Below are 21403 nucleotides of genomic sequence, written 5' to 3' on the forward strand. Positions count from 1 at the left end.
GCCCTTCGGGGTTGTCGGCGCCTCCCGATAGGCTGAACGCATGACGCGAGCGGAGCAGCCAACGGCCCACACCCCGGCCCCAGACGACGCCCTGGTCGCAGATTCACGAGAGCGCGCCGTCCGCGCGCTGCTCCGCGTACCGCAGTTGAAGCGGCTGTGGAGCGCTCAGCTCGTGGGCAGCGTCGGCGACGCCCTCGCGCTGCTCGTCCTGGTCGTGCTCGCGCTCCAGGCGGCGGTCGCGGCGGGGTCCTTCGGGGGTAACTACCGCGGGGTGGCCTTCGCCGTCTCGGCCGTCTTCGCGGCGCGGATACTCGCGACGCTGCTCTTCGGAGCCGTACTCCTCGGACCGCTCACCTCCCTGACCTCCCAGGAGGGGCCGCTCGACCGCCGCTGGACCATGGTCGGCGCGGACGGAGTGCGGGCCGTACTGCTGATCATCGCGCCCCTGTGGATCGACTGGACGCCCGACGACGCGCTGGCCGTGATCCTGGTGACCGCGTTCGTCACCGGAGTCGCCGAGCGCTTCTGGACGGTGTGCCGGGAGAGCGCGGCACCCGCCCTGCTACCCGCGGCGCCCCTGGAGGGCGCGGCGGTCCGCCCGCTGCCGGACCACACGGAGACGCTGCGGCGCCTGTCGCTGCGTACGGGATTCGTGGCGGTGCCCCTCGCGGCTGCCGCTCTCGTCGTGGCCGGGCTCCTCAACAACCTGCTGGGCGCCGGGATCGCCTGGTTCGACCAGCATCAGGCGGCGCTCGCGTCGTATGTCGCGGCGGGCCTGTTCGCCGCCTCCCTGACGGTGCTGACCGTCCTCGAACTGCCCGACGCACGCACCCCGCGCGCGCGGTCACCGCTCGAGGGCCTGCGCCGCCCCAAGTCGGGCACCGGCGTCGACAAGGGGCGTACGGGCTCGCTTCCGCTGCTGGTCCTGGCCTGCGCGGCCGTCGCCGCCGCGGTTGCCGCCGCGGTCGCCGTCTCCGTGCTGCACGCCAAGGACCTGGGCGGCGGGCCGGTGATGTACGGGCTGCTGGTGGCGGCCCTGACGGGCGGCGTCGTCCTGGGCATCCGTACGGCTCCGAAGGTGCTCCCTCCGCTGTCGCGGCGCCGACTGCTCTCGCTGGCCATCGCGTTCACGGGCCTCGCGCTGCTCGCCGCCGGGATCGTCCCGGACGTCACCACGGTGATCCTGGTCTCGGCACTCGCGGGCATCGGCGCGGGCATCGCCGCGAACACCGGGCACACGCTGCTCGACCAGGAGACCGAGGACCACCGTCGGGCGCGTACCAGCGAGCATCTCCACGCGGTCGTACGGGTCTACGTCGCGCTGGGTGCACTCGTGGCCCCCGTGCTGGCGGCGTCGATCGGGCGGCACCGGCTGGAGAACGGCAAGTTCGTGTTCGCGCACGGCGGCGCGGCATTCACCCTGATGCTGGTCGGCGCACTCCTGTTGCCGGTCGCCGCGCTGGTGCTGGCCAAGGTCGACGACCGGTCCGGCGTACCGCTGCGGCACGACCTGCGGGACGCGCTGCGGGGCGGGGACGAGCCCGCGACGGCACCGGCTGCGAACGGGTTCTTCATCGCCCTGGAGGGCGGTGACGGGGCCGGGAAGTCGACGCAGGCCGAGGCGCTCGCGGAGTGGATCCGCTCCAAGGGGCACGAGGTCGTGCTGACGCGCGAACCGGGGGCCACGCCGGTGGGGAAGCGGCTGCGGTCGATCCTGCTGGACGTATCGTCGGCCGGGCTGTCGAACCGCGCGGAGGCACTGCTGTACGCCGCCGACCGCGCCGAACACGTGGACACCGTGGTGCGGCCCGCGCTGGAGCGGGGCGCGGTGGTCATCTCGGACCGCTACACCGACTCGTCCGTGGCGTACCAGGGGGCCGGTCGCGATCTGTCCCCGACCGAGATCGCGCGGATCTCGCGATGGGCGACCAATGGGCTGGTGCCTCATCTGACCGTGCTGCTCGATGTGTCGCCGGAGACCGCGAGGGAGCGGTTCACGGAGGCGCCGGACCGGCTGGAGTCGGAGCCCGCCGAGTTCCACGCGCGCGTGCGGGCCGGTTTCCTGACGCTCGCCGCCGCCGACCCCACGCGCTACCTGGTGGTCGACGCCGGGCAGGGGCCCGAAGCCGTCACCACCGTCGTCCGGCATCGGCTCGACATGATGCTGCCGCTCTCCGAGGCCGAGGTGAAGGCCCAGGAGGAGGCCCGTAAGGCGGCCGAGGAGGAGGCGCGGCGGCGCGCCGAGGAAGAGGCCGCCCGCAAGGCCGAGGAGGAGCGCCTGGAGCGCGAGCGGCAGGAGCAGCTCGCCCGGCTGCGCGCGGAGGAAGAGGAACGCAAGCGGCGCGAGCTGGAGGAGGCCCAGCGGCGCGAGCTGGAGCGGCAGGCCGAGGTGGCCCGGCAGCAGGCCGAAGAGGCGCGTCGGCGGGCCGAGGAGGAGCGGAAGCGACGGCTCGCGGAGGAGCAGGCCCGCGCGGCCGAGCAGGAGCGCCTGCGCAAGCAGGCCGAGGAGGAGGCGCGGCTCCGGGCGGAGGCCGAGGCGCGGCGCCTGGAGAAGCAGCGGAAGGCGGAGGAGGCGTTGCTCCGGGCGGAGGAAGCCCGCAGGGGGGCGGCTGCGGCAGCCGAGGCTGCTGCCGCGACGGAGGGTTCCGGTGCCGGTACCCCGGCGACCACCCCCGACAACGAGGTCACGGTGCCGACGCCCAAGCCCGTTGTGCCGCCGGCGAACGCGCCCGGTGGGCCGGTGGACGACGAGACCACGGTGCTGCGTCCCGTGCCGCCCGGCGACGCTCCCGAAACTGGGCCCGACGCGGAGGAGACAGCCGTGCTGCCGCAGCCTCCGGCGCCGGAGGGGGCCGCGGACGAGACGGCGGTGCTTCCTCCGGTGCGCCCGGACGCGGACGAGACGGCCGTCCTTCCTCCCGTAAGGGAGGACCAAGCCGTACGGGACGACCGTGGCGGCGAGCAGCGGGGCGGCAAGCAGCGGGGCGGCGACCCGGCGCGCCGGGTGCCTCCGGGGTACTTCCGCGACGAGCGGCCGGCGCCCGACGGCTCCGACGCCCGCACCCGCGAGCTGCCCCAGGTCGAGGCCGAGGGGGGTTCGCCTCGGCGGCACCGCTCGGACTGGGCGGAGGAGACCCCGCTGGACGATCTCCCGACGCTGGCGGACGAGTTGCTGGGCCCGCGTGAGGACGATGACCTCGACGAGGGGCGTGGCCGGCGGGGGCGTCGCGGGCGCTGACGCGAAGGCGTGAGGCCCCGTTGTCAGTGCCCTCCCGCACAATGGGACGCGGCAAGGCTGATGTGCGACGGAGGGGCGGCAACCCATGCCCGTATGGGACGACCTGGTGGGTCAGGAGAAGGTGAGCGAGCAGCTCGATGCCGCCGCCCGGGACGCCGACGCCCTGGTCACGGCCGTGGCCGCCGCCACCCCGCTGCCCGAGACGTCGAAGATGACGCACGCCTGGCTGTTCACGGGGCCGCCGGGCTCGGGCCGTTCCACGGCGGCGAGGGCTTTCGCCGCGGCCCTGCAGTGCGTGAGCCCCGACCGCGCCCTCGGCGGATCCCCCGGCTGCGGGTTCTGCGACGGCTGCCATACGAGCCTGATCGGTACGCACGCCGATGTGCAGATCGTCCGCACCGACCTCCTCTCGATCGGCGTCAAGGAGACCCGTGACCTGGTGCGCCGTGCCCAGATGTCGCCCGCCACAGGCCGTTGGCAGGTCATCGTCATGGAGGACGCCGACCGCCTGACGGAGGGCGCGGGCAACGTGTTGCTGAAGGCCGTGGAGGAGCCCGCCCCCCGCACGGTCTGGCTCCTGTGCGCGCCCTCCCTGGAGGACGTCCTGCCGACCATCCGCTCCCGCTGCCGCCACCTCATGCTCCGGACGCCTCCTGTGGCGGCGGTCGCCGACATCCTCGTACGCCGCGACGGCATCGAACCGGAGGTCGCGGCCGTCGCCGCCCGTGCCACCCAAGGGCACGTGGGCCGCGCCCGCCGCCTGGCCACGGACCCGAGCGCCCGCGAGCGCCGCGCCGCCGTCCTCAAGCTCCCGCTCCGTGTCGACGACATCGGCGGCTGCCTGAAGGCGGCCCAGGAGCTGATCGACGCGGCCTCCGAGGACGCCAAGCAGATGGGCGAGGAGATCGACGCCAAGGAGACCGAGGAGCTGAAGGCGGCGCTCGGCGCGGCCCAGGGCGGCCGGATGCCGCGCGGCACAGCGGGCGTGATGAAGGAACTGGAGGACAAGCAGAAGCGCCGCAGGACCCGTACGCAGCGCGACAGCCTGGACCTCGCCCTGATCGACCTCACGGCCTTCTACCGCGACGTCCTAGCCCTCCAGTTCGGCACCAGCCGCGCCCTCGCCAACACGGAGATGCAGGACACGCTCGAGCGCCTCGCCCGCGGCACGACCCCCGAGACCACCTTGCGCCGCATAGAAGCGATCGCCGCCTGCCGAGAGGCCCTCGACCGCAATGTGGCGCCGCTGCTTGCGGTGGAGGCGATGACGATGGCGTTGCGGGCGGGGTGAGTGACGGGGGGACTGGGCTCAGCGGCAGGGGGCCGGCGTGCGGCAGTTGACGGGTCACTCGTATGAGGCGCGAGGGCGGCCTTCGGTGGTCGATCCATCGCACAGGGTTACGCTCGCTTGATGCACATCAGGCGTCATTTCAGGTCGATCCGGACCAGATCAACTCGTTCCCGTTCTTCCTGGCATCATCCTCATTCATCCCCCTCTCGTCGTTTCCTTCGCGTGTGCGGCACTCTCCTCGCGCTCGCCGGGCTGCTCATCTCCGCCTGTTCCGTGGGTAGTTCGACGACTTCGGCGAGCCGGGCGGTGGCCTCGGCGCTGAACGCACTGCCCAAGGCCACACCGGCGGCGCTGGCTCCGTACTACGGCCAGAAGCTGAAGTGGCGCGGCTGCGACGCCCCCGGCTTCCAGTGCGCCATGCTCAAGGCCCCGCTCGACTACGCCGAGCCGGCCTCCGGCGACATCAGGCTGGCCGTCACCCGCAAGAAGGCCACGGGCCCGGGCAAGCGAATCGGTTCGCTGCTGGTCAATCCAGGGGGCCCGGGCGGCTCGGCGACCGGTTACGTCCAGTCGTACGCGGGTGTCGGCTACCCGAAGGAGGTCCGCGCGCGCTACGACATGGTCGCCGTCGACCCGCGCGGCGTCGCCCGCAGCGAGCCGGTCGAATGCCTCACCGGCCGACAGATGGACGAGTACACGCAGGCGGACCTCACCCCCGACAACCGACGCGAGAAGGGCCAACTGATCAACGCCGTCAAGCAGTTCACGGAGGGCTGCGGGCGGCGCTCGGCCAGAGTGCTGCGGCATGTGTCCACGGTCGAGGCGGCCCGCGACATGGACATCCTGCGGGCGGTGCTGGGCGACGAGAAGCTGACGTTCGTCGGCGCCTCGTACGGGACGTTCCTGGGCGCGACGTACGCGGGCCTGTACCCGGACCGGGTGGGACGGCTGGTCCTGGACGGCGCGATGGACCCGTCGCTGCCCGCGCGCCGGATGAACGAGGACCAGACGGCCGGCTTCGAGACGGCGTTCCGGGCCTTCGCGAAGGACTGCGTACGCAGGTCCGACTGCCCGCTGGGCGGCGCGCGCACCACACCGGACCAGGTCGGCAAGAACCTGAAGGCCTTCTTCCGGCAGCTCGACGCCGAGCCCATCGAGGCCGGCGACGCGGACGGCCGCAAGCTCGGGGAGTCGCTGGCGACGATGGGCGTCATCACGGCGATGTACGACGAGGCGGCCTGGCCGCGGCTGCGGGAGGCCCTGACCACGGCCATGAGGAACAAGGACGGCGCGGGCCTGATCACCCTCGCCGACACCTACTACGAGCGCGGCCCCGACGGCCAGTACGCGAACCTGATGTCCGCGAACGCGGCGGTCAACTGCCTGGACCTCCCGGCCGCCTTTTCTTCCCCAGAGGCACTCGAAGAAGCCCTTCCCTCCTTCGAGAAGGCCTCCCCGGTCTTCGGCGAGAGCCTGGCCTGGGCCTCCCTGAACTGCACGTACTGGCCGGTCCACCCGACCGGCGAACCCCATCGCATCGAGGCGAAGGGCGCCGCCCCCATCGTCGTGGTCGGTACCACCCGCGACCCCGCGACCCCCTACGCATGGTCCCAGTCCCTCGCCGCCCAGCTCTCCTCCGCCACCCTCCTCACCTACGACGGAGACGGCCACACGGCATACGGCCGCGGCAGCAACTGCATCGACTCCGCACTCAACCGCTATCTCCTTGCAGGCACCCCTCCGCCCAAGGGAAAGCGCTGCTCAGCCACCTGATCACGAGGCACGCCGGGGGTGCCCCCAGGGCACGTACGGAGCACCCCCGGAAACTGTGTAGACTTACCGGCGTTGCCGATCGCACCATGGTGCGGGCAGCCCGCCGCCTTAGCTCAGATGGCCAGAGCAACGCACTCGTAATGCGTAGGTCTCGGGTTCGAATCCCGAAGGCGGCTCCATGGTGAACCGCAGGTCAAGCCTATGACCTGCGGTTTTTCCTTTTCCTTGACCATGGGAACGTTGATTTGGAGCACCTGTTGACCTACGCATTCCGTGCGTAGGTTGTGAGGTCTCCACGCTCAGTGACTCTGACGACAGGTAGGCCGTTGACCTGCATGTTTGTGCGGATGAGTGCCTGTTTCGGACCAGGACTCAGTAAGCAGGGGAGGCCGAGGGGAGGCCATCGGTGCGGCGATGGTGCAACGCGGGCGGCTGTGGAGCGGCCGAAGCGGGTGGAGAGAACGAGGAAATCGCGACCGCTGCGGTCTCGAACACGCTGGTGACAGTGGCCGTTCCTTGTCGAGAAGCGCCAACCTGTGCCACTGCGTCATTCCGTCGTCATAGGGGTACCGCGTTGATGGGCGCGCTGGGCTGATGGATACCCACGGGCGTTACGCCGAGATCTGCTCGTACCCGTCCCGCGACACTGGGGTTGTCGATGGTGCCATCGCGCTGCCGACCGCTGCGGTCGGGACACCATCCCCTACCGGCCCAGCAGCGAGACTGTCCGGGCCGAGCTCTCGACACCGCCGACCAGCGAGTGATCACGCCGAGCGGAGAGGGGTACGGCCCTTCGTCAGGCGTTCTCATCGTGGATGCGCGCCCCCAGGTCCTCCGCCCACTCCAGCGCCCATGCCTTGAGCTCTTCGATCTGCCGTGAGGTGAGCCCGTACGCGGCGTAGTCCTCATCCTCGTACCAGTCCGCGCCGGTGAGCCGGTCGCGGAGGTCCTCGAGACTGAACTCGTCGTGGGCGCGGCGGCGGCCGAGGGATTCGAGGTCGGCGGTGGAGCGGTGGCGGGAGGCCGCCTGGACGTCGATGAGGTCGCGGACGGTGCCGCGGTCGGCGAGGGCGCGGACCTTGGTGCCGATCACGTCGTCGAGGGAGAGGACGGGGCCGTAGGGGGTTTGGGCAGGCGGGGCCCAGAATGCCTCCTTGAGGACGTCGACCTCACACTCCTCGCCGGTGCCCGGGTCGGTGACGAGGAACCGGCCGCTGAGCGGGTCGGTCTGGACATGCGTGGTCCGCCAGCCGCGCGCGGCGAGGCCAGTTGTGAGGGAGGCGACGATCTCGTCCATCGGGGCGGGATTCTCGGTGGCGACGTCGAGGTCGCGGCTGAAGCGTTCGACCAGGCCATGGGCCTGCACGGCGTATCCGCCGGTGAGGACCAGAGGGTAGGGGGAGCCGAGGTCGAGGATGTCGGCAAGGAGACGCTCGTGGAGCGGGGTGAGCTTCACGCGGCGGTCGAGTCGGCCGGAGCGGCGCGGGGCAGTTCGGGGAAGGCGTCCTCCCAGACCTCGCGGATGTAGGGGCTGACCAGGCGGCGCAGAACGGGCCACTGCTCGGCCAGCAGTCGGTGGTGCAGGAAGGCCGCCACATCCTCGCGCAGGCCCTCGGCAAGGACAGTCCGGTAGAGCGTCATACGGGACTTCGGGCGGTCCAGACTGTAGCTCGTCCGCCCGGACCAGGCGATGTGCAGCGGCAGGTCGACGGTGCCTTCCACCGGGCCGGCCAGCTCCTGCAGGCGCTCGGGCAGCCGCCTGCGGTAGCGGTCCCGCAGCACCTCGGCGCGGGGGGCGGTAGTCGTCGCTTCCATGCATCCAGTATCGCCGGTGGGAGGCGACGGCATGACTGATACGGGGCTCCGCTGCCATCCGTGTGGGTCAGGAGCCGTTCACCTCCGTCGACATCTCCCTGGCGGATACGCACCGCATCATCAGGGCGACACGGATCGCGACGGCGAGGTCGCTGAGCTTGGGAGTGCTGCCCTGAGTATGTGCCTGGGCGCATGTGGGGACGGTACTGGGCAGGGTCTGGCTCCTGGTTTGGTCAGGGGCTGGGCCCAGGCCCCGGGTCGGCGGTGGAGTCGCCGGCCCAGGGGCCGTCTTGGGGTTGGACTAGGCGGCGTGCTCAGGCGAGCTCCGGATCACCTGGATCCGGCGGTCCTCCGCCTCACGGTCGAGACGCGCGATCTCGGGGTCGCCCTCGAAGTCGTCCCGCGCGATCTCCTCCGCCTGCTTGACCACATGCTCCAGCCGATTGACGAAGCCGCGCATCTCTTCCAGCGCCTCCCGCGCCTCGGCCGGGCTCAGCTCGCCCAAGTGGACGCCGTAGCCCAGCCAAACCTGCGTGCGGCGGCCGTACGCCTGCGGCTTGTCGTTGCTGACGACGACCTGCGCGGACAGCCACGGCAGTCCGTCGCCGTTCCCGCTGTACCCGCTGGAGTCGATGGCGGCGTCTCGCAGCTTGGTCTCGGCAGGGAAGGCGCTGTGCCACTCTGCGGCGTGCGGCGCGGCGTGGTCGTTGACGCACCACGGGGGGCAGCCCCAGCGGAGCATCCACTCAGGGCCGCGCTGGGCGGCGGTGAGCGGGAGACCGGACGCCTCGACGCACGTGCGGCAGACCTTGACGTCCGCGCAGTCATGTCCTGGACGCCGCGGAAGCTCAGGAGGGCATTGGCAGGGAAGTACAGGAGGGCGGTGTCGTCCAGCTCGCCGCTGCAGGTGAGGCAGCGGCCGACCACGTGGACGGCGTCGTATGCCACGGCCACCTCGTCGGCGCGGGCGACGGCGGTGCGGCGGCCGTCGATGGTCCTGATTTCGGGGAGGTCCACGACCGGGTCGTCAGTCAGCTGGAGGGCGAGGCCGAGGCCGAGGCGCTCGCACTCCTGGATGAGCTTGGGCAGGTAGGCCTTGTTCTCGGCGTGGTCGCAGAGGAGTTCGGCCACGTGGGCGATGACGGCCTTCGGGTCGTCCGCTTCGGCGACGAGGCTGACGATCAGGCTCTGGAAGGCGTCCAGTTCGGGGCTGCCGAGGCCGACGGCGTTGGCCTCGGCGTGGTTCTGCTCCAGCTGGAGGATGATCCGGACGGCGTCCGCCTCCGATCGCTCGCTGTGGGCCGAGCCTTTCGCGGTGCCGTTGGCGAGCCGCGAGGCGAGAGGGATGAGGTGCTCGCTGGCCGTGGAGTTCGTGTCCATGATGCTCATGGGGCCTGCTCCTTCGTGGAGTTGAATCGGCTTTTCTGGTCGGCGTAGTTGCGCTGATGGGAGTGGTCGAGGCGTGTCGTCCTCGTTCGGGCGGTGTCGCCTCAGACGCCGGTCGGTGCCTGGCGGGGGACGCGTAGAATGCGCCTTTTCGCCGGCCTGGGTGTCGCCAGGGAGGCCTGGCCGCTTGCTTTGGACTGCGGCCTGTTGGGCGGGGGGCTACGCGGCGGCGAGGACGGTGGTGTCGGCGCCGACCTCGACCAGCTCGACCTTGAGACTCGGGGTGCAGGCCTTCATCGGCTCGGGGCCGAGACCGTTTGTCAATCCCCTCGCAGCGTGGAGAGTCTCGACGCTGCTTCTTGCAATACCTGCTCGACCCAGTACTGCCGTTCGAACTCCACCGGGCTGGGGAACCCGCACGCGCTGTGCATTCGGTGTGTGTTGTAGAAGTCTGCGATCCACGTGCCGATCTTGATGCGGGTCTCGGCCCGGCTATGGAAGTGCTGAAGGTGGACGTACTCCACCTTCAGCACACGGTTGAACGCCTCGGAGACGGCGCTGTCGAAGCACGAGCCCACCCGCCCCATCGACTGCCACACGCCCCACCGTCGGCATGCGTCACCGGACCGCTTCGAGGTGTACACGTCGTTCAAGCTCGCCGAACACCTCGACGTGGACGGCATCGCGGCGAGTATCGGATCAGTCGGAGATGCGTACGACAACGCCCTGATGGAATCAAAGACCGGCTGTACAAAACCGAGTTGATCAAGCTCCAGCGCCCCTGGAAGTCGCGAGCCGGGCATGCATCTTCCGCATCGCGTCCACCCGCTCGGCCGGGGTGCTGATGATGGCCTCCAGGGCGTCCGCGTCAAGGTCCTCGATCCATACGCCGTCGATCATCTCTACCGACACGTAGGTCTTGTACCGCCGTCCCGTGCGCCTGGGCATGGGGTCTTCGGCTCTACCGGGCGCCGGGCGGTGAAAGTCTTTAGAGTGCATGATCGTTGGGCAGTGCGCGCAGGACACTGTGGATGGTCGAGGGGACTGTTGTGAGGGTCGAACTTCCGCCGGAGCCGGTGTACTTCGTCAACCGCGACGATGAGCGGGAACGCGCCTTGCGCGCCGTGACGGAATGGCGGAGCCGTTCCCGCCCGCTGGTCCTGGCGCTGAGCGGGCCGGGCGGCCTGGGAAAGACGGAGCTGGCCGGCCTGATCGCCCGCACTCTGCTCGACCGCTACCCCTTTACCGATGGTGTGCTGTCCGTCGACCTCGACGACTTTCGGGCGGACGGCGTGCTGGACCCCGGTGATGTGCTCTCCCAGTTGCTGCATTCGCTCGACGTGGCGCCGGACCAGGTGCAGGCCCAGTACGCGGCTCGGTGCAGGCAGTACTGGAACAGGACCTCGGACGCGAAGTTGGTCCTTCTGCTGGACAACGCGCGCTACGCCTCGGAGGTCGTCCCCCTGCTTCCGGCGTCGGGCGGCAGCGTCGTGATCGTCACGAGTCACGGTCCGCTCCACGACCTCGAAGCCGGAACCGCGGTGGATCTGGCGCTGCCACCACTGGAGGAGCGGGCGGCCACGGAACTGCTGGAGCTGATCGTCCGTGACCACCGGCTGGCCGCCGACCCGGAGGCGGCACGGGCGGTGGTGCGGTTGTGTGACGGCCTCCCTGCGGCACTGCACGTGGCGGGCCGGTGGGTGCGCACGCACCGGCTGCGTCCGCTCTCCCGTATCCTCGCCGACCTCCAGGCCGAGTTGGACGAGAAGGGCGTGTCCGGCGTGGAGCACATCTGGGACACGGCCTACGCCGATCTGTCCCGCCCGGCGGCCCTGCTCTACCGGTTGCTTCCGCACCATCCCGGTGGGACGTTCACGCTCCACTCTGCCACCGCGTTGTCGGGGCTGGGACCGGAGGCCTGCCAGGACGCCCTGGAGGAGCTGGACCGGGCCGGGTTACTGGACCTGCGTCTGCTGTCGCTGACGCTGGCAGGCCAGATGAGGCTGCCGGGGCCGCAGCGCGGGCACGCCCTGCGCCGGTCCCGCCGGGAGACGGCGGACGGGGAGGTGGCCGAGGCACAGGCCAGGCTGCTGCGCTGGCTTGTCCGGCAGGCTCAGCTGGCCGACCGGTTTGCCGCCGGCCGTCGGCTGACCGTCGTGGATCTTTTCGACCCCGTTCCCGGTGTGCCGGACGTTCCACTGGAGGATCCGGAAGCGGCCGTGGACGACGCATCACGGGCTGAACGGGCAGAACGTGCGGCGCGCTGGCTGGACGAGGAGCGCCATGTGCTGTTCGCGTGCTCGCGTCTGGCCCACGGCCGTGGGATGGACACCGAGGTCGTGGCCCTGTCCGAGCCCGTGTGGACGCATGCCCTGGACCATCCCCATCAGTCCGAGGTCATCGAGGTCTTCCGGCGTGCCGTCGACTCGGCGGTCCGGCACGGGGGGAACGCCGGGTGGCTGGTGCGCACGCGCTGCCAGCTGGCCAGGCCACTGTGGGAGTCGCAGGAGCTGAGCGAGGCCCAGGACCAGATCGACAGCGCGATGTCCGCCCTGGAACTGCTGGGGGACTCCGAACGGGACCGCAAGCTCGCCGCGTCGGCCGTCGAGCACCGAGGCATGCTCAAGGGCGCACGGGGTGAGTGGAATACGGCTCTGGCCGAATTCGCCGGCTCCCGCGACATGCACCGGGCGATCCCCAACCCCTACGGCGTCCTGCTCCAGACCTATCGGATGGGAGAGGCGAGTGCGAAGGTGGGTGACCTTGAGACGGCGCATCGTCTGCTGTCCGAGGCGCACTCCGGATTCGTGGAGAAGAAGCGCGAGAGGCTGATCGGACGCTCGGCGTTCGCCCTCGCCGGTGTCCTGCACCGCCTCGGCCGGACGGACGAGGCCCGGGAACTGTACCTGCAGTCGCTTGGGCGGGCCGACAGGCGGCGCTCGGGCTTCGACCTGGCACGCGTCCACGACGCGCTCGCTGAACTGGACACAGCCGAAGGGCACCTGGTGGAGGCCGAGGAGCACCGTACTGCGGCCCAGACCCTCCGGCGGCGCAACGGCCTGGTTTAGATCACCTGTGCGGCTTCGGCGTCCGTGGCCGGGCGGAGGATGATGCGGAAAGTCCGGTCTCCGATGAGGCAGTTCAGCACGGCGGGTCTGTCCGGGGCGGGCTGGGGGGAGACCAGCCGGGCGTGCACGGCCGACAGCACGACGGCCGGGTCGATCCGTACGATCTGGCCTCCTTCGGAGCGTGGGTCGACCTGGACGGCGTACGTCTGCTCCTGACCGCGGACTCTGAGCAGGCACCCTCCGGACGGCAGCAGAGCCGCGGCCGAACGACAGCTCGGGTAAGCGGACAGGGCGTGCCGAGTCCACCCGTCGGCGGTCCAGGCCAGGTCCACGGGGGCGGCGGAGGCCGGGAGCGGACGGCGGTACAACAGGCCTGCGGAACGGGAGAGTTGTTCGCCGGCGGCGCCGTGCTCCACGGCCAAGTGGTGGCCGGGCAGCCCGGTGCCGGCCGGGTGCCGGGTGCACCGGACGCCGGCCGCGTTGGTCTCCACATGGACGTCGAACGCCGCGGGGACACGGGTGGCGGGTGCGGGCGGGGGCAGCAGCCGGGGTATGAGGCCGTGCGTGGGTGGCGCGAGACCGAGCAGGGCATAGGCCTCGGTTCTCAGGCGGTTCACGGCATCACCGGGTGGCGCGAACGCGGCCTCAGCGGCGGCGTGCCCGGGACCGGGCCGGTACGCCCGCAGTGCGTCGACGATCTTTTCGGCCCGTCCCAACTGTGGTATCCGGTCGAGGAGTACGCCCATCGGGCTGTCGGGGATCAGTTCGCCGCCGCCTTGGTGGACGCTCACGATGGGGCGGTCCTGGGCGGCGCAGTAGTACAGGGCGGTTGATCCGTGGTCCGTGACCAGGGCGTCAGCGGCGATCAGGACGGAGGCCCACTCCTCGTGGGGATCCGGCAGGATCATCCCGGCGTCGAGGGCCGGCGTCAGCCGTTCGGTCAGCTCGTACGTCCCGAGCAGGCTGCGCTCATTGGGATGGACCACGAGCGCCAACTGGTATTCGTCGTGGGGAAGTTGGGCCGCGAGCAGGGCGGGCAGTCCGGGGTGTTGCCGGATTAGGGATTCTGGGCCCCAGGTGGAGACCAGGACCAGCAGCTTGCGGGCTCCGGTGCCCAACGCCGCCCGGTAGCGGTCGCGCAGGGACGACGAGGCGAGGACACGTTCCAGTGTGAGATCGCCGATCACCTTCGCGCGCCGGGCGGCCCGCGGATTCGTGGCGGCCACCCTGGCGACCTGATCGGGATGGGCCAAGGCGTGCAGCGCTATCGGAGCGTCGTGATCGGTTCGTCGCAGATACGCCGGGTCCAGCCCGGACGCCGAGTCGGCCGAACCCTCGCCGGGGATCGACTTGTTGAAGCCCGCGCCGTGCGGCAGGAGGACGTGCGGGCCGCGCAGCAGCCTCAGGTCGCCCTTCGGGCTGGCGGCGACGACCAGGTCGTACGAGCGACCGCGCGCCTCGCTCCATGGCACCGTGCGGCCTCCGAGGGCGTCGATCGTGGAGAGAGCGTCCGCTCCGAAGTCGGACCCGGGAACGAGGGTGAACAGGCGGGTGATTCGGTCGTCACCGGAAAATACAGGGAGAACGTCGAGTAGGCGATAGAGGGCCACCGCCGACCGAGCCGCGAACAGAACCGTTCGCCCGTCGCCCGTCGCCCGTCGCCCGTCGCCCGTCGCCCGTCGCCCGTCGCCCGTCGCCCGTCGCCCGTCGCCCGTCGCCCGTCGCCCGTCGCCCGTCGCCCGTAAGTGTCAAGTCTACTGAGAACCGATCGGCAGAAACAGCTGTTTCCGCAGGTCGGGGCAGATTCCTCGCGTCGTCGGGCGACATGATCCGATCCTATCGCGCACTGTTCGAAGGTCGCCGAGAGTGATCCACGCCGCACATTCGGCAGGAGTGGTGTGGCATGCCGTGGCTGATCGCGAGGATGGTGGCATGAGTGACTGGGGAATCGCACTGATCGCCGCGGGATCGGCGATCGCGGGCAGCATCGTCACCGGCTGGTACGCCCGCAGCGCCGGCATCCGGCAGGCCGCAGCCGCGCGCCACGCGGGCGACCGTCAGGCGGAAGCGCTGCTCGAATCGGTTCGCATGACGCTTCGCGCTGAGTCCGGCCACCGTGAGTTCGCCCTCCGCCGCCAGACTTACGCGGAGTTCCTCGGAGCCGCAGAGGCCAGGATCCTCACCGAGCGGAACGGGCGGGGTCAGCCCGACGACGATGTCTTGCTGCAACGCACCTTGGGCGGGGTGCTCCTGGAAGGCCCGCCGGATGCCGTCGCCGCGGCGCAGAATCTCGTCGACTGTCTGAGACGCCATGAGAGGCCTGACGAACTCAAGCGCGCGAAGCTGGCCTTCGTATCGGTGGCGCAGGAGTGCTGCCGGCCCCGGTGAACTTCCGTAAACCTTCTCCAGGTCTCCCTGCCAAGGCGACCTGCTCACTGATGCCGGAGCCATGAAGACGGTCAAGGCCTGATCGCGGTGATGAAGCGCTACGAGTCCGCTGACTGAGCGCGCGCCGCACACAGTTCTTCCGGGCCTCACGCAAGCGGTGGGACCGGTGGGCCGGGAGCCCTTCACGGGGAGAGAACGTCGGCAGCAGGTGTCCGCGTGAGAGAAGGCACTCAACCGCGCGATGGCTCAGCCGCCGACCGCACATCAGTCAGCGTGACGTCACCGTTGGCCGTACCTGCCAGGAGTCGCGGCCCGTCAAAGGCCAGGCATGTGATGGCGCCGTGCAGTACCAGACGACCGACCCGTTCCCGGGTGGCGAGGTCGTGCACCGTGACCGTGCCACTCTGGTGCCCCGTCGCCAGGTAGCGGCCGTCTCTGGTGAGGGCGGCGACCTCTTCATCACAGGGGAGGGGGAAGGGCGGGTCTGTCTCGTCGGGCCACAACACCTCGGTCAGCTCGCCGGTGTCGAGACTCCACATTTCCACTCCCAACCATTGCGCGCGGTATCGGCCACCGAGTTGGGCGACGGTGATGAGATGCTTTCCGTCCGGTGTGAACCGAGCGGCCCGGACGAGGTACCCGTCCCGTGTCACTTCGCGTACGAGATCGCCGGTGTCCGCATCCCAGACACGGACCACGCCGTTCAGGGTTCCGGTCACGATGCGGCGGCCGTCGGGTGAGATGTCGAGGGCCGACACCGGGGAGCCGTGGCGATCGTTGATGTGCGTCGGCCATTCCGCGCGTGGGCAGTCACCGGCTCCCACCGGAGGCAGCGCCTCGTCGCGGGCGCCGTCGCGCGTCCGCCAGTTCTCGTCGCAGGGCTTGCCGTCGACCATGAGCGGGCGTATGCGGGACCCAAGCCGCAGGTCAAGGAATGTGGCGTCGCCGCGGTAGGCCCCCACGACGCACAAGTTGGCCTCACCGTCCAAGGCGAGAGCCTCTTCGCCGTGTGGAGCATCTGGTCTGTGCACCGTCCGCAGTAGTCGACCCGTGGCCACGTCCCAGATCTTCAGGTCGCCGTCGTGGCCCAGTGTCGCCGCATGGCCATCGCGCAACGATGCCGTGCGCACCGTGCCCCGATGACCGTCCAGTGAAAGCCGCGGCGCGGGAGACAACGGGCTGAGGACGTGGACTCCACCATAAGCCGAGCCCACGACCACCCATTGGCCGTCAGGTGAGATGGCCAGGGAACGGACGAGGCCGGTGTCGAAGTGTCCCAGCATGGTGCGTTTGGCGAGGTCCCACACGATCACTGAATGGCCCCCGTGCTCGCAGACGGCCGCATACCGACGATCCGGAGTGGCCGCCACGATCAAGTCCGCGAGATCCTGCGGGTCGACCTGCTCGGGTAAGGCGTAGGACGGGAGTCCCATCGGTTGGGAGGAGGGCTGGAGTTCGGTGAACTCGGCGGGCGTCAGCGGTTTTTCCGTTCCGGAGGACAGGTCCCAGGCCACGCCCGTTCGGTCTATCCGCAGGGCTACGAGTCGCCGACCGTCGTCGCAGAAGCGGAGACTGAACACCTTCCCCTTTCTCTCGGTAAGTGGGAACTCTCGAATTGTCGAGCCGGTTTCCGTGTCGAAGACTTGGACGGTCCTGTGCATGCCATTCACGTGCCAGGTGTACCCGCAGAGCGCTGTTCTGCTTCCGTCCTCGGACATGGCCACGGCATCCGCGCTGTATTCGCTGGTGGCGAGCGTGTGTGACAGCAGCCGGGAGTTTTCGCTTGCTGCGCTCCACGAGGTCGCGATGGCTGGCTCGAGTGCGGGGTCGCGGGGGAGGAACAGGTCGGAATGCCCGCTCACCGAGGCCTCGTACAGGAGCTGTTGGGTGGTGAACGACGTCTCCTGTCCAGATTCCCCGCCGCGCAGATTGTGCGCCTGACGTCCGAGTATCCCGCGTATCGAACCAAGCACCGGGCTCTCCGGAAGCAGGTTGTGTAGAGCGGTGATCTCGTTGAGGAGCGAGTCCACGCCCGTCGCGGCGACACGCGTGCCCAGGTAGCCGCAGTCGGTGACGGTCTCCTCCAACTCGCGCAGCTCTCGCGGTTGCTGTCGGCCGTGTTCGACGGTGTGCTCGCCGCCGGTGGCGGAGGGCATGAGCCGGACACGGTCGGCCATATAGCCCAAGAGATGCTCCACGCCATGGGGATCAGTGGCGTCAGCACGGAACGTCGCAATGATCCGCTCTGTCGACTCTCGCGGGTAGACGCCGTGTCGGGACGCCGAGCGGAGATGGTCGCGCAGTGACCCGTGGAAGGGGAGAAAGGGACCGTCGGGTCGCGAGCCCCGTAGATACGGAGCGCACAGCTCCACCGCGTCGTCGACGGCTGATTGGCGGAGACCGGACAGTTGGGCCAGCTGACGCCGTGTGAATCCATTGCCCCGGCTCTGCACCAGGAGACCGAGAACCGGGCGGATGATCTCGCGCCATTGGTGAGGGTCGGCGGTCACTTGACGGTCGAGGAAGCTGCTGTAGAGGTCCGCGAGCCCGTGCGGCAGAACGCGCTCGCCCGAGGCAAGGAGACGTAGCCTTTCGGAATCCTCGGACGCGGTGAGGGTGGCATACAGGAAGTTGCCGTCGGCGGCGCGAGCGATCAATTGCGCGACGAGCGTGGGGTCGGCGATTCCTCTGTCGCGAAGGCGGCCCAGGAGGTACGTGTGCACGTCGTGCGTCCCCGCGGGTTCGTCGTCGCGGAGCCGGAGTTGCCGCCCATGAGAGAAGAGCTCAGCAGTAGGGCCGATGCGTGTGGTGAGCACAAGACGTAGCCCTGGTACTGGTTCGGTGCGCAGCATGGACAGCAGTCGGGCCAGCGTCTGCGGCCCCCAGATCTGTTCTTCGGTTTCGTCCACAGCGTCGAACAGGATGACGGCGTGGGCCCCGAGTTCGGACAGCGGCTGTCTGAACAGGCCGTCCAGCAGTTGACGTGGTTCGACTTCGGGGAGGACCAGTCGGTTGATCCCGATCACGGTGGAGTCCCGTACGGACCCCGTGAACTCCTGGTTGACCGCGACAATGGTGGCCGGAGTGCGGTACGCCACAGCTTCGGCGTACCCCGGGAGCGTGGCGCACAACTGGCCGGCCACCTGTTCCAGCACCCCGCGAATGTTCAGCGAACTGAAACGCTGGGACTGGCAGAAGTGCCACGCGTGCAGCCAGCCCTGTCCGAGTCCGTGTGTGGACGGCACCTCACCGAGCGAGATCTGGGCCAGCCGTGTCGCGAGCGCGGACTTGCCGATTCCCGGTTCTCCCGATATGACGAGTTCCGGTTCGGCGGTCTTGTACCAGGACGCGATCTTGGCCAGGGCCCATTCACGTCCGACGAAAGAGTCGGATTGCCCGGCCAGTTCTGCCGGGATCCCCGGCCCTTTGTCGAAGGTCACTCGTCGTTGTTGCCGTCAATGCCGATGACGGTGGACCGGCTCACCGCACCAAGGCGCTGCCGTACTTCCGCGTGACCGCCTCCCGCGGGACGGCGGGCCGCGGTGATGCCGCTGTCCGAGACGTCCGCGAAGTGCTGCTCCACCACCCAGCGGGACGGGGGCGAAGGGGCGTCGCCGGCGGCACGGGCCCGGCTCCATTCGAAGAGCGCCTGAACCAGAAGTAGTGTGCCCAGGCTGACCCCGGTGGGCCAAGTCCAGTTGGTCGTCCATACGTTGATGACAACAGCGATGGCCGCAGCGGACACAGTCGAGATGAGGGCGGCCGACGCGCGAGACCGAAGGGCCGCTCCAAGAGGCCGTGGCGATCGAGCGGACATGTTCCTTACTCCTCGAGATGGTGGACTCTCGTGGTGCGATCTGTCCGGAGGCTACGCCACCCGTGTCGCCCCGCGAACGGCATCTGGTCAATCGGAGCGATGCGCGTCGGCACGCTCGGGGTTCAGGGCCGTGCCCGGCAGGGAGATCCCCGCCGGGCAGTACGCCGCCTGCGTCAGCCCCGAGCTGTCGAAGAGGAGGGTTGCGTCCTGAGAAGTGGTATACGGCTTCTGCCCCCCGGGGAGAGGAATCCGCAGGTGTGCCACATCTCCCGGATGTGTCACACCCGAGGTAGGTACACCACGCCCGCAGACGCGACCAGCGCGAGGCCGAAGGCGGGGGCGCTGGCCAGGGCGTCGGGACGGTCGCAGTCGGCCATCGCCGAGGTCTTCCGCTGCGGCCAGAGCTGCAGTTCCGGATTGCGCCTTGTTACCTGCCCACAATCCGGCCTTGCTCTCCAGGAATCGCGCAGAGGCTCCACCGGACGGCCCTTGGACCTGCGGACGTGATACGGATGGGAGGCCAAAGGGAGGCCGGACGCCTATGGACCAGATGGACACGACAGCATGGGTCGGAACGCTGCAGGTGTTCTGATCAGGCAAAACTGGAACTGGCGGCATAGGCCGGCACCCGGCGTCACGATCGCTGGTGATCTCGTAATGCGTAGGTCTCGGGTTCGAATCCCGAAGGCGGCTCCAATCGGGGCCAGGTCAGATACCATCTGACCTGGCCTTTTGTGTTGAGCTCCTGATGGTTGATCAGCTTACGGGGTGGCTGTAGCGGGAGGGGAGCGCAAGGGGTGCGCATCGGGATTTGGTGATCCAGGTCTGTGACCTGGGATTTTGTGGTGAGTGGCGATGCCCCCGATGGGGTCTGGTGGTGGTCGGCGTGTTGGCGGCTGGGAGTGATGCTCAAAGCGGGGCGAACAGGGAGCCGCACACCGGATTCGGGGTGTGAGCAGTGTTGAGCGCCGGGTCTTCTTCGTGACTGGTGACGCCTTGATCTCTGGGGTCATGGAGATCCGGAGATCACGAGTTCTGTGGGAGACCTACAAGTACTCGGCTGGGTGGCGGGCGGATCAGGGTCTGGAGCGCGAGTCACAGGATGCTTTCGCCTGTGGAGCCATCCCAGCGAGTCCAGCGAGCGATCAGGGGGGCGAAGGTGGACGATCGCTCGCGGTCGACCGAACCACGGTTCAGCCGTCGCCGACATGATTGAGGCGACCAGAGCCTGGCTGTCCGCCGAGACCGCAGACTCGACCGCTGCTACGAACGCCACCCATCACATGGGACGCGATCCGAAACGGCTTCGTGCCGCTCTGTCGGGCAAGGCGGCAGCCCGATGGCGGCAAGGCCGACAGTTCGCGGGCCTTGCCGCCCCGTTCTCTGCAGTCAGCTGCCTATGACAGTTGTCACCACTGTCACCGCGACGATCGCCGCCAGTGCGTCCTCCGCTGCCTTCACGACATGGCGGATCGCCGTTGCGGGCCACTGACCGTGTGAGATGGACGCCATGTTCGTTTCGACCTTGCGTGTGTCGGCATCCGGGAAGGCCAGTCGGTGCAGTTTCGCTCCGTGCAGCAGGGCCACCAGGCTCGCCGTACGCTCGTCTGGGGTCCCGCCCCGGAGAACGACCGCGTCGAGATGCTGCCTTACCTCGGCCTCCACCGAGCCGTTGGCCTCCGGATAGCGGTGCACTGAGAAGAGGCCGAGAACCTTTTTCTTCTCCTTCCGGACCAGCCGCTTGTCGATCAGGCCCTTGCTCGCCCCTGCCACCGCGCCTTTCTGCAGGCGGTGGATCCAGTCCTTCGCCTTGCCAGGTTTGTCCCGGCAGGCGATGTCTGCGAGTGCGGCGTCGAGGGCGGGCTCGCCGAGCGGCGCCGGATCGACGACGGTGACTTCGTCGTCGGTCATATCGATCCGGCCAGCCAGCGCCAGCTCCACCAGCGAAGCCGCAGCGATCGCCCAGGACACCTTCGCCGAGTCCTTCTCGGTCCCTGACTCGTCATCCAGCGAGAGCAGCAACAGCTGCTCACCCAGAGTGGTTTCCATGGGGGATTCCATCAGCGTATCCATTCCTGGTGTCTCGTTTCCGGCCATGGTGGGTCATCACGCCTACGTCTCCGCCGGGCCGAGCGGCGGAGATGTACGGATCAGGTCGATCTGCTCTCGCTCCCTCCGGTGGTGGGGTTGACGGCGCGGAGACCGAGGGCGGGAGTTGCGGGAGGCTCTCTCGTGTCACCGGGACTCTGTCGTACGATCCAGCACCATCTCGTCCCGGACGCTCTCGCGATGGTCGCGCTGTCCGGTAACCATCAGATGTCCGGGCTGACCCGTAGGGCGCATCTCCAAACCCGAGAGCCCCCCGGGGCACCGGTCGGTCGCCTCGATGACCAGGACGCATCTGACGGCTCTTGAAACCGTCTCCCTGCTGGAACGAGTGTGCCCAGCAGGGCGATCGGCGCCTCATGAGCTGGCTCGCGTAACGCTGATCGGCCGCCCGGCCGCCGACCAAGAGCCATCAGAAGAGCCCTAGTACTACAGCCGGTGGTTTCACGGTGAGTGAGCTTGTGCGGCTCGGGTGCGGTAGTGGCTGGCTCGGGCCCGGATCTGGTGGCGGGTGCGCCAGC

General features: G+C 69.4%; 15 protein-coding genes, 1 tRNA gene and 1 pseudogene. 8 read left to right on the forward strand and 9 right to left on the reverse strand.

The window, feature by feature from the left end; all coding sequences use genetic code 11:
• The first annotated feature begins 40 nt into the window (after positions 1-40).
• The 4 genes from tmk (at position 41) to ABD357_RS18145 (ending at position 6481) form a co-directional block, all read left to right on the forward strand.
• A complete protein-coding gene (gene tmk / locus ABD357_RS18130) occupies positions 41-3238 on the forward strand; it encodes a dTMP kinase (protein WP_344391307.1) in 3198 nt (1065 codons plus the stop codon).
• Between the two features lie 85 nt (positions 3239-3323).
• Complete coding sequence (locus ABD357_RS18135; RefSeq protein ID WP_344391309.1) at positions 3324-4529, forward strand: DNA polymerase III subunit delta'; 1206 nt, start codon at positions 3324-3326, stop codon at positions 4527-4529.
• 120 nt (positions 4530-4649) lie between these two features.
• Entirely contained in the window at positions 4650-6302 is a 1653-nt protein-coding gene (locus ABD357_RS18140; protein ID WP_344391310.1) for an alpha/beta hydrolase, read from the forward strand.
• A 102-nt stretch (positions 6303-6404) separates the two neighbouring features.
• Positions 6405-6481, forward strand: a tRNA-Thr gene (locus tag ABD357_RS18145).
• Positions 6482-7098: 617 nt separating this feature from the next.
• On the opposite strand, the gene ABD357_RS18150 is transcribed toward ABD357_RS18145, so the two are convergent.
• The 3 genes from ABD357_RS18150 to ABD357_RS18160 all read right to left on the reverse strand — a co-directional run bounded on the left by ABD357_RS18150 (position 7099) and on the right by ABD357_RS18160 (position 8859).
• Positions 7099-7758: a nucleotidyl transferase AbiEii/AbiGii toxin family protein gene (locus ABD357_RS18150; RefSeq protein ID WP_344391311.1), complete on the reverse strand. Its 660-nt coding sequence runs from the start codon at positions 7756-7758 to the stop codon at positions 7099-7101.
• A complete protein-coding gene (locus ABD357_RS18155; protein ID WP_344391312.1) occupies positions 7755-8117 on the reverse strand; it encodes a hypothetical protein in 363 nt (120 codons plus the stop codon). The genes ABD357_RS18150 and ABD357_RS18155 overlap by 4 nt, the downstream gene beginning before the upstream one ends.
• Positions 8118-8418: 301 nt before the next feature.
• The gene (locus tag ABD357_RS18160; protein WP_344391314.1) at positions 8419-8859 is read right to left on the reverse strand and encodes a DUF6907 domain-containing protein; all 441 of its coding nucleotides are present in this window, start codon (positions 8857-8859) and stop codon (positions 8419-8421) included.
• 185 nt (positions 8860-9044) lie between these two features.
• Between ABD357_RS18160 and ABD357_RS18165 the strand changes: the two genes are divergently transcribed.
• Entirely contained in the window at positions 9045-9554 is a 510-nt protein-coding gene (locus tag ABD357_RS18165; protein WP_344391315.1) for a hypothetical protein, read from the forward strand.
• Between the two features lie 269 nt (positions 9555-9823).
• Here ABD357_RS18165 and ABD357_RS18170 read toward each other — a convergent pair whose 3' ends face one another.
• A complete protein-coding gene (locus ABD357_RS18170) occupies positions 9824-10186 on the reverse strand; it encodes an integrase core domain-containing protein (RefSeq protein ID WP_425584910.1) in 363 nt (120 codons plus the stop codon).
• On the opposite strand from ABD357_RS18170, the pseudogene ABD357_RS44735 reads away from it, so the two are divergent.
• Positions 10143-10300 (forward strand): annotated as a pseudogene (locus tag ABD357_RS44735) (IS3 family transposase); the annotation flags it as partial. The gene ABD357_RS18170 and the pseudogene ABD357_RS44735 overlap by 44 nt on opposite strands.
• Here the strand turns inward: ABD357_RS44735 and ABD357_RS18175 are convergent.
• Positions 10269-10451, reverse strand: a complete 183-nt coding sequence (locus tag ABD357_RS18175; RefSeq protein WP_344391332.1) for a DUF6907 domain-containing protein — start codon at positions 10449-10451, stop codon at positions 10269-10271. The pseudogene ABD357_RS44735 and the gene ABD357_RS18175 overlap by 32 nt on opposite strands.
• 101 nt (positions 10452-10552) lie before the next feature.
• Between ABD357_RS18175 and ABD357_RS18180 the strand changes: the two genes are divergently transcribed.
• Positions 10553-12571 (forward strand): NB-ARC domain-containing protein, encoded by a 2019-nt coding sequence (locus tag ABD357_RS18180; RefSeq protein WP_344391316.1) that lies wholly within the window; start codon positions 10553-10555, stop codon positions 12569-12571.
• On the opposite strand, the gene ABD357_RS18185 is transcribed toward ABD357_RS18180, so the two are convergent.
• Positions 12568-14181, reverse strand: coding sequence for a translation initiation factor 2 (locus tag ABD357_RS18185; protein ID WP_344391317.1), 1614 nt, complete (start codon positions 14179-14181; stop codon positions 12568-12570). The genes ABD357_RS18180 and ABD357_RS18185 overlap by 4 nt on opposite strands.
• A 298-nt stretch (positions 14182-14479) precedes the next feature.
• Here ABD357_RS18185 and ABD357_RS18190 point away from each other — a divergent pair, with 298 nt between their 5' ends.
• The gene (locus ABD357_RS18190) at positions 14480-14959 is read left to right on the forward strand and encodes a hypothetical protein (protein ID WP_344391318.1); all 480 of its coding nucleotides are present in this window, start codon (positions 14480-14482) and stop codon (positions 14957-14959) included.
• A 230-nt stretch (positions 14960-15189) separates the two neighbouring features.
• Here the strand turns inward: ABD357_RS18190 and ABD357_RS18195 are convergent, their stop codons facing one another.
• From ABD357_RS18195 to ABD357_RS18205, 3 genes are all read right to left on the reverse strand, one after another.
• Complete coding sequence (locus tag ABD357_RS18195; protein ID WP_344391319.1) at positions 15190-18399, reverse strand: P-loop domain-containing protein; 3210 nt, start codon at positions 18397-18399, stop codon at positions 15190-15192.
• Complete coding sequence (locus ABD357_RS18200) at positions 18396-18704, reverse strand: hypothetical protein (protein ID WP_344391320.1); 309 nt, start codon at positions 18702-18704, stop codon at positions 18396-18398. The genes ABD357_RS18195 and ABD357_RS18200 overlap by 4 nt, the downstream gene beginning before the upstream one ends.
• A 1461-nt stretch (positions 18705-20165) precedes the next feature.
• Positions 20166-20873, reverse strand: coding sequence for a GOLPH3/VPS74 family protein (locus tag ABD357_RS18205; RefSeq protein ID WP_344391321.1), 708 nt, complete (start codon positions 20871-20873; stop codon positions 20166-20168).
• Positions 20874-21403: the final 530 nt, after the last annotated feature.

This window comes from Streptomyces vastus, from assembly GCF_039532825.1.
Classification (GTDB): Bacteria; Actinomycetota; Actinomycetes; order Streptomycetales; family Streptomycetaceae; genus Streptomyces; species Streptomyces vastus.